We start from the raw sequence: 11,793 nt of genomic DNA on the forward strand, positions 1-11,793 counted from the left end.
AGGGATGGACACCACGATTACCGAGATCGCTCCCGACATCTACCGGTTGTCCACGTATCTGGACGAGCCCAACCTGATCATGAACCAGTTTCTCGTCGACGGTGAGGAACCGTTGCTGTTCCACACCGGTCAGCGTGCGCTCTTCCCGTCCGTGTCCGAGGCGGTCGGGCGGCTGATTCCTCTCGACAGGCTGCGGTGGATCACGTTCGGGCACGTGGAGGCCGACGAGTGCGGCGCGATGAACTCGTGGCTGGCGGCCGCGCCGAATGCCGAGGTCGCGCACGGGGCGATGGGTTGCTTCGTGCAGGTCAACGACCTCGCCGATCGGAGGCCGCGTCCCCTGCAGTACGGCGACGTGATGGAGACTGGCACCAGACGGGTCCGTCACCTCGACACTCCGCATGTTCCGCACGGGTGGGATGCCGGGCTGGTTTTCGAGGAGACCACGCAGACACTGTTCTGCGGCGACCTGTTCACCGCGTTCGGTCATCACCCGCCCGCCACGGAGGAGGAGATCGTCGGCCCGGCGATTGCGGCCGAGGACATGGGGAACGCGACGTGCCTGACGCCGGCCCTCGGGCCCACGATCCGGGGACTCGCCGACCTGGAACCCCTGCTGCTGGCGCCGATGCACGCGCCGGTGTTCACCGGTGACTGCGTGCAGAGTCTGCACGACCTCGCACAGGCGTACGAGGAGCGGCTCGCGGCCGAGACAGTGCGGTACCGCGAAGCGGAGTAGCTCGGCCTGTACTCGACGAATTTCCCCTCAACTGTGGCGCACGATACATCTTAGTGCTAAATTATTGAGCACTAAGGAACTATGCCTTCGGTTGAGCCTGGGAGTGAGCGATGACAACAGACGCAGACACCGTCTCCATGATGGTGCGTCAGATGCGGGTCGAGTCCTCGGGCGTGGTGTCGCTTCGCCTCGAACGACAGGACGGCGGCGCGGTCGACCGGTGGACGCCGGGCGCCCACCTGGACCTGCACCTGAACCGCGGGACCATCCGTCAGTACTCCCTCTGTGGAGACCCCGACGACAAGACCGGGTACCGCGTCGCGATCCTCCACGAGGTGACCGGCCGAGGTGGCTCCCGGCACGTCCACGAGACGCTGCGGCCCGGCGACAGCCTGTCGGTGAGCGCGCCCCGCAACAACTTCGAACTCCTGCCCTCGCCGCGCTACGTGTTCGTCGCCGGCGGCATCGGCATCACGCCGATCCTCGCGATGATCGGTGAAGCCGAACGCATGGGCGCCGAATGGGAACTGCACTACGGCGGCCGTGCCCGCGCGTCGATGGCGTTCCTCGACGAACTGTCCGCGTACGGCGACCGCGTGCACGTCGTCACCGAGGAGACCGACGGCGTCCTCGACCTCGCCGGCATCCTCGGCACCGCCCGAGTGGAGACGCTCGTCTATGCCTGCGGCCCCGAGGGTCTGCTCGGCGCAGTCGAGGGGTACACGGATTCCTGGCCGGACGGCGCGATCCGGCTCGAGCGGTTCAAGGCGAAGGAGATCCCCGCCGACACCCTCGCCGGCGACCGTCCCGTCCGCGTGATCTGCGAACGATCCGGCATCTCGGCCACCGTCGCCCCCGACCGGACCATCCTCGACACCCTCGAGGAATCCGGCGTCGACGTCCCCAACTCCTGCCGCGAAGGCATCTGCGGGACGTGCGAAACCCGCGTGCTCGCCGGCACCCCCGACCACCGCGACTCCCTGCTCTCCAGCTCCGAGCAGGAGTCCGGCACCACCATCATGATCTGCGTTTCCCGCGCCCGCTCCGACGAGCTCGTGCTGGATCTCTAGAAGGGAAGAACCATGAGCCTGTATCTGCAACCACGCCAGTCCGGCACGGCACCCACCCCGTACGAGCGGAAGCTGGCCGGTGCGATCGAAGAGGTCTTCGGCACCGGTGTGCACCACCTCGAAGGCCTGGTGAAGGGTTTGAACGCCCTCGGCATCCACAGTCCCGGCGGCGACGCCTGGACGACCGACACTTTCACCGACGAGATCCGACGGATGGGGGCCTGACATGGTGAACCGACTGCACAAGGCGGCACTGACCGGCGACGAGATCTTCGCGACCGGGATGCGCGACCAGTGGCACGCGGTGTGCCCGTCCGACTTCGTCGCGCGCGGCGACATGAAGAAGGTGCGGCGCCTCGGCGAGGACTGGCTGCTGTTCCGTCAGTCCGACGGCACCCTCCGCATGCTCGCCGACCGCTGCCCGCACCGCGGCGCCCCGCTGTCGCAGGGTCAGCACCTCGGTGATCGCGTCGCCTGCCAGTACCACGGCGTGCAGGTCGACGGCGGCGGCACCGTCGTCTCCGTCCCCGGAATGCCCGGCTGCAACCTCGAGGGCAAACGGCTGGTGACCAGCCTCCCCGTGCGGGAAGTGGCCGGCGCCGTGCTCGCCTGGTTCGGCACCGACCCCGACGCCGAGCCCGCGCCCCTGGAACTGCCCGAGCGCCTCACCGACGACGGCATCTCGCACTTCCTCTGCTACGCGGAGTGGAAGGCGCCGTGGCGGTTCACGCTGGAGAACCTCCTCGACCCGATGCACGGAGCGTTCCTGCACCGCGAATCGCATTCGATGTTCGGCGGCGAGACGTCCGCGAAGTTCCGGATCCGCGAAACCGATCGCGGGTTCTTCTTCGAGAAAACCGATCAGCGGGGTGTGAACTTCGACTGGGTCGAATTCTGCCGGACCGGGATCGACTGGGTGGACCTCGAGATCCCGTACCCGCCGACCGCGGGCCCGGGTGGCTCGTTCGGCATCGTCGGCATGGGAACGCCGATCGACGCCGAGACCACCGCGGTGTTCTTCTGGCGGTACCGCCGCGTCGAGGGCTGGGAACGCGACGTCTGGCGGTTCCTGTACCGCACCAAGCTGGAGGAGCGGCACTGGGCGGTGCTCGAGCAGGACCGCACCATGCTCGAGGCGATGGCATTCGACGCGGACCAGGCGGAGAACCTGTACCAGCACGACCTCGGCGTCATCCGGCTCCGCCGGCTCTACCGGGCGCAGGCCGAAGCCCAGGCGAAGGCACTCCAGGAGGCGTAGGGTCGCCCGGGTTGACGTGAATGAAATGTCAACTAAGAATGTGTGACGGCCGACACGTCGGGCGCCGGCCGGGGTACGAGGAGGCGCGAGCGGTGCTTACGAACGGTGACGATCGAGGTCGGCTCGCGTTGGTCGAGGCGGCGGGACGGTGCTTCGCCGAGCTGGGATACGAGCGCACCACCGAGGCGGTCATCGCCGCTGCCGCCGGAGTGTCGCAGGCCGAATTCTCCGCCCGGTTCGCGTCCCGGGACGACGCGTTCCGTGCCGTCGCCGCCGCGGTGTTCGACATGTTCGTCGAGGCTCAGCGCATCCCGGTCCCGCCGGACGCGGACCCGCGCAGCGTCCTGCGGGCGGCCACCGCGGCGTTCATCGAGACCGTCTACAGCAGTGGCCGCCTGTTCACGATGATCGAGGATCGCGCCGCCGTCGACCCGGTGATCGGGGAACAGCTCGAGGCGGCCCACAACCGGATCCTCGGCCGGTACATCCGGTTCATCGAACGGCTCAACGAGGCCGGGATAGCGACGCCGTGCGCCGAACCCGCCCAGCTCGCCCGCAAACTGTCCGAGGCGCAGTGGACGGGTGCGGCGCGCCTGATCGGTGCGTCGCAGGACGAGCAGCGACGCTTCATCGTGGAGATGACGGCGGCGTCCGAACGGTTCATCGGATTCGGTGAGGTTGCCGACCTGACCGCCCGCGCGGCCAGCTGAGTCCACCGCTCAGGCGGTGGGGGCCTGGTTCTCGACGATCGAGTGCTCGAGCTTGCGGAGCAATTCGGCCAGCGCCGCCTGATCGTCCTTCGACATCCCGCTGAGGATCTGCGACTCGTTGGCGAAGTGGGCCTCCGCGACCTTCTCGATCACCCGCAGGCCCTCGTCGGTAAGTTGCGCGTGCACGATGCGGCGGTCCTCGGCGTCACGCTCGCGCTGCACCAGTCCCGCCTTCTCCAGGCGGTCGACGCGCAGCGTGACTCCGCCCGTGGTGACGAGGGCGGATTCCGCCAGCTGTCCGGATGTCATCCGGTACGGCGGACCCGAGCGTCGGAGGGCGGCCAGAACGTCGAACGACGCCATGTTGATGCCGTGCTCCTCGAACACGGCGGCGAGGGACGTCTGGTAGCGCAGATACGAACGGTGTAGGCGGCCCAGCACTTTCAGCGGACTCACATCCAGGTCGGGCCACTGGTGGGCCCACTGGTCGACGATGTCGTCGACGGCATCGCGATCTGGAACGGGGCGTTGCGTCACCGGGCGCACCTCCTGGATCCTCGAGGGTTTCATCTGTTTAGTACCAAGATATCGAACGAAGCATAGGTGACGGCGACGCGCCGCGGGTCCCCGTCGATTCCTCGGAACGGGGACTCGCGGCGCTGCCGGACGGGAGCGCTGTCAGCGTCCCTCGACCGCCGCGACGGCGTCGATCTCGGCGATGGCGCCGTAGGGGAGGCTGCTGACCTCCAGGAAGGTGCGCGCGGGACGCGGCTCGTCGAAGATGCGCTCGAATTGGCGGTTCGCCTCCTCGCGCAGCGACAGGTCGGTGACGTAGTAGGTGAGCTTCACGACGTCCTTCAGCTGCCCGCCGACGGTGGCGAGGCGATCGACCATCCGGTCGACGGCGGCGTCGAGTGCCTCGGTGCGGCCCGGGACGGCGGTGCCCTCGGCATCGACGGAGAGTGCGCCGGAGACGAACGCGAGTCCGCCCGCGACCACGGCCGGGCTGTAGGGGTGGTGGGCGGTGACTTCGGTGAGGGACATGGAGGCTCGCTTTCTGGGTGGGCTTCTGCGGTGATTATATCTTAGCGCTAAACTAATTGACAGGGTTGCGCGAATGAAGCTCCGCCCGACGGGTACTCGACGCCCATGTCCCGAGCCACGAAACCCTCGGCCGCACCGTTCGTGCCGGACACCGTCGACCTCGAGGCGCTGTCCCACGCGGCGGACGGGTGCCACGGCTGCGATCTGTACCGCGACGCCGAGCAGACCGTCTTCGGCGCGGGCAGGCGATCCGCGCGCATGATGCTCGTCGGCGAACAACCCGGCGATCAGGAAGACCGCGCCGGTGAACCGTTCGTCGGTCCGGCGGGAAAACTCCTGAACAAGGCGCTCGACGCGGCGGGCATCGACCGGGACCTCACGTACGTCACCAACGCGGTCAAACACTTCAAGTTCGTCCCCGCCGAACGCGGCACGCGTCGAATCCACAAGAAGCCGAACCGCACCGAGATCGTCGCGTGCCGGCCGTGGCTGATCGCCGAACTGGCGGCGGTCCAACCCGACGTCCTCGTCTGCCTCGGGGCCACCGCCGCGCAGGCGTTGCTCGGCCCGTCGTTCCGCCTCACCGAACACCGCGGGGAGCTGCTGCACCTCGACGGCGAAGTCGACGTCGACGTGGATCCGGACGTCTTCGCGACGATCCACCCGTCCGCCGTGCTCCGCGGACCGTCGGACGATCGGGACGACGCGTTCGACGCCCTCGTCGCCGATCTGAAGAAGGCCGCCGCAGCCCTGTGATCAACCAGCCGAATCGCTGGCGCGACGGACCGCCGAGGACGAGATTGTTGGCATGACGAATTCCAACCCGAAGCAGACCATGAAGGCAGTCTCCTGCTCGTCCTACGGCGGTCCTGAAGTGCTCGAGACCCACGACGTGCCCGTGCCCGAACCCACCGGCAACCAGGTGCGCCTCGTCATCCGGGCCGCCGGCGTGAACCCCATCGACTGGAAGCTGCGGTCGGGATCGATGGCCGAGGTGATGTCGGTGCAGTTCCCGAAGATCCCGGGCAGCGAAGTCGCCGGCGTGGTCGACGCGATCGGTCCGGACGCGACCGGCGTGGTGGTCGGTGACGAGGTGTTCGGCTGGTCCGACACCGGCGGCTACGCCGAATACGCGCTCGCCTCGATCGTCGTGCCGAAGCCGCACGGGTTGAGCTGGACGGACGCCGCCACCATCCCCGTCGCAGGCGAGGCCGCCACTCGTGGACTGCGGCTCCTGAAGCTGAAGTCCGGTGAGACGTTGCTGGTGAACGGCGCGTCGGGGGCGGTGGGAACCCTTGCGGCGCAACTGGCGCTGGACTCGGGTGTCACCGTCATCGGCACCGCGAGCGAGAAACACCACGACGCGCTGCGGGAGCTCGGCGTGACCCCCACGACGTACGGCGAGGGGCTGGCGGACCGGGTCCGCGAACTGGCCCCGAACGGTGTCGACGCCGTCCTCGACGTCGGCTTCGGCGGGCTCGAGGCGGCGATGGACCTGCGCGGGGGCACCGACCGGATCGTGACGCTGTCGGACGGTGCCGCGTTCGGACTGGGAATCACGTTTTCGTCCGGCAACGCCGGCGACCGGAACGCGGAGACACTGCGCCGGCTGGGCGCCCTCGCCGCGGACGGGAAACTGGCCCTCCCGCCCGCGCGCACGTTCCCGCTGACCGAAGCTGCCGACGCGCAGCGCGCCGGCGAGAAGGGTGGAAGCCGCGGAAAGATCCTCTTGCGCTGACGCGCCCGTGAGTACTTATCAACCGCCGGGGGGCTGTTTCAAATTTCCGGGTCGGGGTGTCCGCGTGCCGCGGCGCCCCGACCTGATGTTTCTTGGATAATGTGTTGGTGGCCAAGGGGTATCGACCGGTGAATCGTGATCAGCAGTTTTTGTTGCCGCCGGACATGCGGGAGTGGGTGCCGCCCACGCATCCGGTGTGGACGGTGATCGAGATCGTCGACACCCATCTCGACACCAGCGCCTTTCACGACTCTCGCCGCACCGGGGGTGCCGGGCGCGCCGGGTACGACCCGGACATGCTGGTGACCCTGCTGATCTGGGCGTGGTCGCGGGGGGTGCGGTCGTCGCGGCAGATCGAGCGGGCCTGCTCGGAGGTGGTGTCCTACCGGGTGATCTGCGCCGGCGACACCCCCGATCACGTGACGATCTCACGGTTCCGCAAGGACAACCACACCGCCTGCGAGGCCCTGTTCACGCAGGTCCTGATCCTGGCCGCACGGTTGGGTCTGGGCCGACTCGAGACGATCGCGTTGGACGGGGTGAAGATCGCCTCGAACGCATCGAAGGACGCCAACCGCACCGAGGACGGGCTGCGCCGGGCAGCCGAGGCCGAGGCCGCGCGGATCGCCGCCGCCGCGGTGGCCGCGCACGCCGCCACCGATGACGCCGAGGACGACCTCTACGGCGAGGACGATTCGGGCCCGGGACAGGTGCCGGCGGAGTTGGCCGATCCCAGCACCCGCTCGGCCCGGATCGCCGAGGCATTGGCCCAGCTCGACGCGGAGAAGGACGCCGAACAGTGCGAGCGGGAGGGGAAAGCACAGGACTATCTGGCCCGGCTCGACGCGGGCCAGACGGTGATGGGCCGGGTGCCGGTCGGGGCCGAGGTCGCCGCCGCCGAGCGGCGTCTGGCCGAGGCGGTCGCCGCCCAGCAGGCGGTGATCGAGCGGTTCCAGGGTGGCACCGCGGCCGGGGGCGGGGGCACCCGGTTCGCACCGAAGCCGGTCGACGAGCACCACCTGGTCCGGCGCCGGCGCACCGAACTCGACACCGCCCTCCGCAAACAGGGTGAGCGCGCCGCCGCCGCCGGGCAGCGGCGCCGCAACACCACCGACCCCGACTCGCGGTTGCAGCCGCTGCGCGGCGGCGGCTGGGTGCAGGGCTACAACTGCCAGGCCTTCACCAGCGAGGACGGGTTGATCCTGGCCACCGGGGTCGGGACCGGCCCGGCGGACTACGACTATTTCCCCGAGATGGTCGACAAGGCCGGGGCGGCCGCGCACCTGATCGACGCCACCCGACGTGGGAAGGAACCGACCGGCACGAGCCCGGAGGAGCTGATCGGGGTGATGCTCTTCGACGCCGGCTACTGCTCCCGCGAGAACCTCACCGCGCCGGGCCCGGACCGGTTGATCGCCACCGGCAAATCCCGTCACCTCGAGGCCGCCGCCACCGCTGATCCGGTCACCGGACCGCCACCGCCGCAAGCGGATCCGATCCAGGCCATGACCCACCGGCTGCGCACCGAGGCCGGTATCGCCACCTACCGCAAACGCTCACCCATCGCCGAAACCGTGTTCGGGCACGCCAAACACAACCTCGGATTCCGGCGCTTCACCAGCCGCGGCCTCGACCGCGCCCGCAGCGAATGGGCGTTCCACGCCACCGTGCACAACCTCGGCAAGATCCTCACCCACCTGACCGGAGGCACCCCGCTCCCGGCCACCCCCTGACCCGGCGGGGGCCACCCCCGCACCGGCACCCACCGCGGCACGAGACACCCGCACCCGGACCGCCCTCACTCAATTCCGCAACAGCCCCCCGGACGTTAACAAGTACTCACGGGTCAGGCGGTGGTGGCAAGGGCGGCGGCGAGACCGAATGGAACGGCCATCACCACCACCTCCACGATCGCCCGCCGCAGGGACCCTTCGGCGCTGATCCGGTGCGCGGCCGCCTGCCCGACCCACGTTCGCCGCCACCACCAGCCGAGCCCGAGGAGCGCCGCCAACGCCACCGCCTTGGCGAGGACGATGCGGCCGTAGCCGGTGTCGAACAGCGGCGTCACCCCGCCCAGCCGGACCGCGGCGTCGATGATCCCGGTCGCGGTCAGCAACCACACGCACCGCCACGCGACGACGGAATACCGCGGCAGCCACGACGACCAGTCCCCGCGCGACCGGAGCATCAGACCGAGGGCGGCGAGGAGCCCGAACCACACGGCGGCGGCCAGGGCATGGACGACGTCGAGGACCGAGCCGAGAACCTGCTGCGACATGTGGCCGGTGATCGGGCGGGCCACCAGGGCGAGCGCCGCGAGCACCAGCACCGGGACGGGGAGCCGGGCGTCGCTGCGGCGGAACGCGACCGCCGACCACGCGGTGGCCGCCGCCGTGCACATGAGAACGGCGAGGTCGACGCGTCCCGCGCTGATCTCGGTCACATACGCGCCGAACCGTCCGACCGACAGCTCGGACAATCCCAGGGCGTCGGCCTCGGCCGCCGTCATCGACAGCAGCACCGCCTCGGCGAGCATCCACGCGCCTGCGACGGCGGTCGACAACCGCCACAGCCGTTCGTCCCGCACGAGGGGACGGTTGTCCGCGCGACTCCACCAGCCCAGCGCGGCGAGTCCGAGCATCGCCGAACCGAGCACCAGGCACAGCGCCCGGACGGCGCTCGACGGTGAGGGGACTTCCGGTTGCGCCAACGCCCAACCGCACGCGACCCCGACGAGCGATGTGGGTACGGCGAACAGCAGCCAGGACTGTCGCGCCGTACCCACCGGGCTCAGTTCTCGCCGCGAGGCTTGCGGAGCGCGAACCACAGCCCGCCGCCGAACACGACCACACCGGCAACGATGAACGGCCACAACGGAACTCCTCTGCTGCCGGTTTCACCCGAGCTGTCCGCTGCGGCGCCGGGGGTGCCCGACCCCTCCTCGGTGAGGGTGAACGTGCGGGTTCCGCTCACCGGATGCCCGTCGGCGGACGTGACGCGGAACGCGACGGTGTACACACCGGCCGGCCCCAGCTCGCCGAGTTCGGCACTGACCGTGGGGCCCTCGACGGCCGGGTCACCCTTGGTCCACAGGTTGCCGTCGGGGCCCACCACGGTGAGGGACGCGAACGACTCCTGCAGCGCCTCGTTGAACGTGACGCTCACCCGTTCCGGGCCGGCCGCGATCTGCGCGCCGTTCTCGGGGGTCGAACTGATCACGACGGAATGGGCGACCGCGGTGCCGGCCCCGAGCATGCTCGCGAGCATGGTCAGCAGCCCGACCGCGATCACCTTCACCGACGTGAAGGTGGTGCGTCTTCTCATGAGCGACGGCTCCGGACCATGGCACCGAGACCGAGGGCCGCACCGAGCGCGCCGAGGACCAGGCCGATGCCGCCCAGCCAGCGGGCGGTGTCGTCGGTGCCGGACGCCGTCGTCTCGGTCTCCTCGGACGTCGTGGCGCCGCCTGCGTCGTGGCTGTGGTCTTCACCGCTCGCCGCGGCCAGCGTGAGCGTGGGTGCCGGCTTGTCGGGCTCCGCCCCGTCGGCGCCGACCGCCTGATCCCAGTTGACGACCTCGCCGTCGCTGTATGTCTGGGCGGCCGGGAACGACACCTCGTCCTGGTCCGGCAGCGGTCCGGCGGACAGTTCGAACTGCTGGAACTGGCCGGGCGCGACACCGACACCGGGGTCGGCGGTCCACGTCACGGACTTCGCGAGCTTGGACGTCGGGTCCTTTTCGACGACGGACGTCCACCCCGGCAGCGGTGTGGTGCGGGCCGACTTCAGGTCGGGGAGCGTGACGGTCAGCTTGGTGGTGGACGCCGTCTCGGATTCGGTGGGAACGCGGAACGTCAGGACGGAGTAGCCGCCCTGCTCGGCGCCGGGGGCGACGACGGTCACGTGGGCGGCGGCGACACCGGCCGCGAGCAGCATGGCGCCACCGGTGGCACCGGCCGTGAAAAGGGCACGGGAAACGAGGGAATTCATCGAAGGTCCTTTGAGGGTCTGAACGGAGAGGAGGTGAGAGTCAGACCGGGACCGGGGGACCGCGACGCGAAATGCTCGCGCGCAGCAGGGCGACCACGGGGTTCGCGGGACGCGCGGGGACGTGTGCCGTGGTCGCGGCCGAGACGGGCTGCGGTGCACCGCGGAGCACCACCCGCCACACGTGGACGAGGGGGCCGTACAGACGCTCGGCGTTCGCGATCAGCAGCGCGCAGATCGCGGTGGCGGCCGCGTGCGCGGCGAGCATCGGCACGGCCGGGACCACCGAGTGCACGTGCGAGGTGAGCGTGAGCGCGAAGTGCCCGGCCACCTGGCCGACACCGAGGACACCCGCGAGCGCGAGCGGTCCGTGGAAGCGGGCGGGCAGTTGCGCGGTGACCGCACCGACACCGCTGCACGTGACGAGCAGCAGGGTCAGCGCGGCGGATTCGGGTAGGCCGCCCCCACCGACGCCGTGCGCGGCGACCGCGAGAGCGGCCACGAGCGCGCCGACCGCCGAACCCCGAAGGGTGGCAGTCGCGGCGGGGCGGGCAGGGGACATTGCGGTGGGTCGGGTCGTTCAGCGCACGCCGAGGCGGGCGAGGAGATCGGCTTCGACTCCGTCGAGTTCGGACGAGATGGCGTGATGAGCGGCCTTGCGGCGGGCCTGCGGCATCTGCTCGGCCGCGCGGACGGCGGTGCTGAGATCACCGAGGCGGTCACGGATGGCGGCGGCGAACTTCTGCGTCTCCGCGTCGTCCGGCTTCTGCCCGAGGATCTCCGTGGTGGAGCTTTCGGCACCGGCGATGCGGGCGCTGAGCTTGGCGCCGTGCCCGGTGAAGTTGGCGAGCTGGTCGATGTCGACGCCCATCCGGTCGGCGCGGCGGGCATCGATCTGCCCGCGCACGACCGTGGCGGCCCGGTAGGCGATCGGCAGCAGCACCGGCGTCAGCAGGCGTGCGACACCGAGGTACTTGCGGACGGCGGCGACCGTGAAACCCTTCTGGGCCGCGGCCTTCTCCTCGGCCTTCAACGCAGCGATCTGAGCCTTCTCGACCTTCTTCAGCGACTTCAGCTCGGCAGCCTCGAGCTTGCGGCCGGCCTTGGCGGACTGCTTGTCGCGTTTCCGTTCGTTCCTCGCGCTCAGCTTCGCCTCCACTCCGGCCTTGTGCCTGAGTGCCTTGGCTTCCGCCTTGCGGGTGGCTCGGGACTTACGTTTCTTGAACAACCCCATCGAAAAGACCCCTT

At 69.8% G+C, this 11,793-nt stretch carries 15 protein-coding genes; 8 read left to right on the plus strand and 7 right to left on the minus strand.

Annotation, left to right across the window (positions count from 1 at the left end; genetic code table 11):
* Positions 1-4: 4 nt before the first annotated feature.
* The 5 genes from PSR88_RS20270 (at position 5) to PSR88_RS20290 (ending at position 3,777) form a co-directional block, all read left to right on the plus strand.
* Complete coding sequence (locus PSR88_RS20270) at positions 5-739, plus strand: MBL fold metallo-hydrolase (protein WP_016884390.1); 735 nt, start codon at positions 5-7, stop codon at positions 737-739.
* A gap of 110 nt (positions 740-849) precedes the next feature.
* The gene (locus tag PSR88_RS20275) at positions 850-1,809 is read left to right on the plus strand and encodes a PDR/VanB family oxidoreductase (RefSeq protein ID WP_011596509.1); all 960 of its coding nucleotides are present in this window, start codon (positions 850-852) and stop codon (positions 1,807-1,809) included.
* Positions 1,810-1,821: 12 nt separating this feature from the next.
* Entirely contained in the window at positions 1,822-2,034 is a 213-nt protein-coding gene (locus tag PSR88_RS20280; protein ID WP_005248918.1) for a recombinase-like helix-turn-helix domain-containing protein, read from the plus strand.
* Between the two features lies 1 nt (position 2,035).
* A complete protein-coding gene (locus tag PSR88_RS20285; RefSeq protein WP_029539683.1) occupies positions 2,036-3,067 on the plus strand; it encodes an aromatic ring-hydroxylating oxygenase subunit alpha in 1,032 nt (343 codons plus the stop codon).
* A gap of 20 nt (positions 3,068-3,087) precedes the next feature.
* Positions 3,088-3,777 (plus strand): TetR/AcrR family transcriptional regulator, encoded by a 690-nt coding sequence (locus tag PSR88_RS20290; protein ID WP_011596511.1) that lies wholly within the window; start codon positions 3,088-3,090, stop codon positions 3,775-3,777.
* 9 nt (positions 3,778-3,786) lie between these two features.
* On the opposite strand, the gene PSR88_RS20295 is transcribed toward PSR88_RS20290, so the two are convergent.
* Positions 3,787-4,347 carry a MarR family winged helix-turn-helix transcriptional regulator gene (locus tag PSR88_RS20295; protein WP_016884391.1) on the minus strand — a complete coding sequence of 187 codons (561 nt, stop codon included), beginning with the start codon at positions 4,345-4,347 and terminating at the stop codon, positions 3,787-3,789.
* A gap of 108 nt (positions 4,348-4,455) precedes the next feature.
* A complete protein-coding gene (locus tag PSR88_RS20300; protein WP_009477076.1) occupies positions 4,456-4,821 on the minus strand; it encodes a RidA family protein in 366 nt (121 codons plus the stop codon).
* Between the two features lie 105 nt (positions 4,822-4,926).
* Between PSR88_RS20300 and PSR88_RS20305 the strand changes: the two genes are divergently transcribed.
* The 3 genes from PSR88_RS20305 to PSR88_RS20315 all read left to right on the plus strand — a co-directional run bounded on the left by PSR88_RS20305 (position 4,927) and on the right by PSR88_RS20315 (position 8,292).
* Positions 4,927-5,577 carry a UdgX family uracil-DNA binding protein gene (locus PSR88_RS20305; protein WP_016884392.1) on the plus strand — a complete coding sequence of 217 codons (651 nt, stop codon included), beginning with the start codon at positions 4,927-4,929 and terminating at the stop codon, positions 5,575-5,577.
* Positions 5,578-5,629: 52 nt separating this feature from the next.
* Positions 5,630-6,559, plus strand: coding sequence for an NADP-dependent oxidoreductase (locus tag PSR88_RS20310; RefSeq protein ID WP_016884393.1), 930 nt, complete (start codon positions 5,630-5,632; stop codon positions 6,557-6,559).
* Between the two features lie 128 nt (positions 6,560-6,687).
* A complete protein-coding gene (locus tag PSR88_RS20315) occupies positions 6,688-8,292 on the plus strand; it encodes a transposase (protein WP_342338179.1) in 1,605 nt (534 codons plus the stop codon).
* Between the two features lie 113 nt (positions 8,293-8,405).
* On the opposite strand, the gene PSR88_RS20320 is transcribed toward PSR88_RS20315, so the two are convergent.
* From PSR88_RS20320 to PSR88_RS20340, 5 genes are read right to left on the minus strand one after another with little or no spacing between them, the layout of a single operon-like run.
* Positions 8,406-9,344, minus strand: coding sequence for a CopD family protein (locus PSR88_RS20320; RefSeq protein ID WP_342338376.1), 939 nt, complete (start codon positions 9,342-9,344; stop codon positions 8,406-8,408).
* Between the two features lie 5 nt (positions 9,345-9,349).
* Positions 9,350-9,883, minus strand: coding sequence for a copper resistance CopC family protein (locus tag PSR88_RS20325; protein ID WP_342338377.1), 534 nt, complete (start codon positions 9,881-9,883; stop codon positions 9,350-9,352).
* Positions 9,880-10,548, minus strand: coding sequence for a YcnI family protein (locus tag PSR88_RS20330; RefSeq protein WP_011596518.1), 669 nt, complete (start codon positions 10,546-10,548; stop codon positions 9,880-9,882). The genes PSR88_RS20325 and PSR88_RS20330 overlap by 4 nt, the downstream gene beginning before the upstream one ends.
* A 40-nt stretch (positions 10,549-10,588) precedes the next feature.
* Positions 10,589-11,107 carry a hypothetical protein gene (locus tag PSR88_RS20335; protein ID WP_342338378.1) on the minus strand — a complete coding sequence of 173 codons (519 nt, stop codon included), beginning with the start codon at positions 11,105-11,107 and terminating at the stop codon, positions 10,589-10,591.
* Positions 11,108-11,125: 18 nt separating this feature from the next.
* Positions 11,126-11,779 (minus strand): DUF6474 family protein, encoded by a 654-nt coding sequence (locus PSR88_RS20340; protein WP_011596520.1) that lies wholly within the window; start codon positions 11,777-11,779, stop codon positions 11,126-11,128.
* Between the last annotated feature and the right edge of the window lie 14 nt (positions 11,780-11,793).

It is taken from the genome of Rhodococcus sp. DK176 (assembly GCF_038447315.2).
GTDB lineage: Bacteria > Actinomycetota > Actinomycetes > Mycobacteriales > Mycobacteriaceae > Rhodococcus_F > Rhodococcus_F jostii_A.

Excerpts from the sequence above, each read along its gene's own strand:
- PSR88_RS20270 (WP_016884390.1), top strand. The coding sequence starts at position 5 with ATGGACACCACGATTACCGAGATCGCTCCCGACATCTACCGGTTGTCC.
- PSR88_RS20275 (WP_011596509.1), top strand. The coding sequence starts at position 850 with ATGACAACAGACGCAGACACCGTCTCCATGATGGTGCGTCAGATGCGG.
- PSR88_RS20280 (WP_005248918.1), top strand. The coding sequence starts at position 1,822 with ATGAGCCTGTATCTGCAACCACGCCAGTCCGGCACGGCACCCACCCCG.
- PSR88_RS20285 (WP_029539683.1), top strand. The coding sequence starts at position 2,036 with ATGGTGAACCGACTGCACAAGGCGGCACTGACCGGCGACGAGATCTTC.
- PSR88_RS20290 (WP_011596511.1), top strand. The coding sequence starts at position 3,088 with ATGAAATGTCAACTAAGAATGTGTGACGGCCGACACGTCGGGCGCCGG.
- PSR88_RS20295 (WP_016884391.1), bottom strand. The coding sequence starts at position 4,347 with ATGAAACCCTCGAGGATCCAGGAGGTGCGCCCGGTGACGCAACGCCCC.
- PSR88_RS20300 (WP_009477076.1), bottom strand. The coding sequence starts at position 4,821 with ATGTCCCTCACCGAAGTCACCGCCCACCACCCCTACAGCCCGGCCGTG.
- PSR88_RS20305 (WP_016884392.1), top strand. The coding sequence starts at position 4,927 with ATGTCCCGAGCCACGAAACCCTCGGCCGCACCGTTCGTGCCGGACACC.
- PSR88_RS20310 (WP_016884393.1), top strand. The coding sequence starts at position 5,630 with ATGACGAATTCCAACCCGAAGCAGACCATGAAGGCAGTCTCCTGCTCG.
- PSR88_RS20325 (WP_342338377.1), bottom strand. The coding sequence starts at position 9,883 with ATGAGAAGACGCACCACCTTCACGTCGGTGAAGGTGATCGCGGTCGGG.
- PSR88_RS20330 (WP_011596518.1), bottom strand. The coding sequence starts at position 10,548 with ATGAATTCCCTCGTTTCCCGTGCCCTTTTCACGGCCGGTGCCACCGGT.
- PSR88_RS20335 (WP_342338378.1), bottom strand. The coding sequence starts at position 11,107 with ATGTCCCCTGCCCGCCCCGCCGCGACTGCCACCCTTCGGGGTTCGGCG.
- PSR88_RS20340 (WP_011596520.1), bottom strand. The coding sequence starts at position 11,779 with ATGGGGTTGTTCAAGAAACGTAAGTCCCGAGCCACCCGCAAGGCGGAA.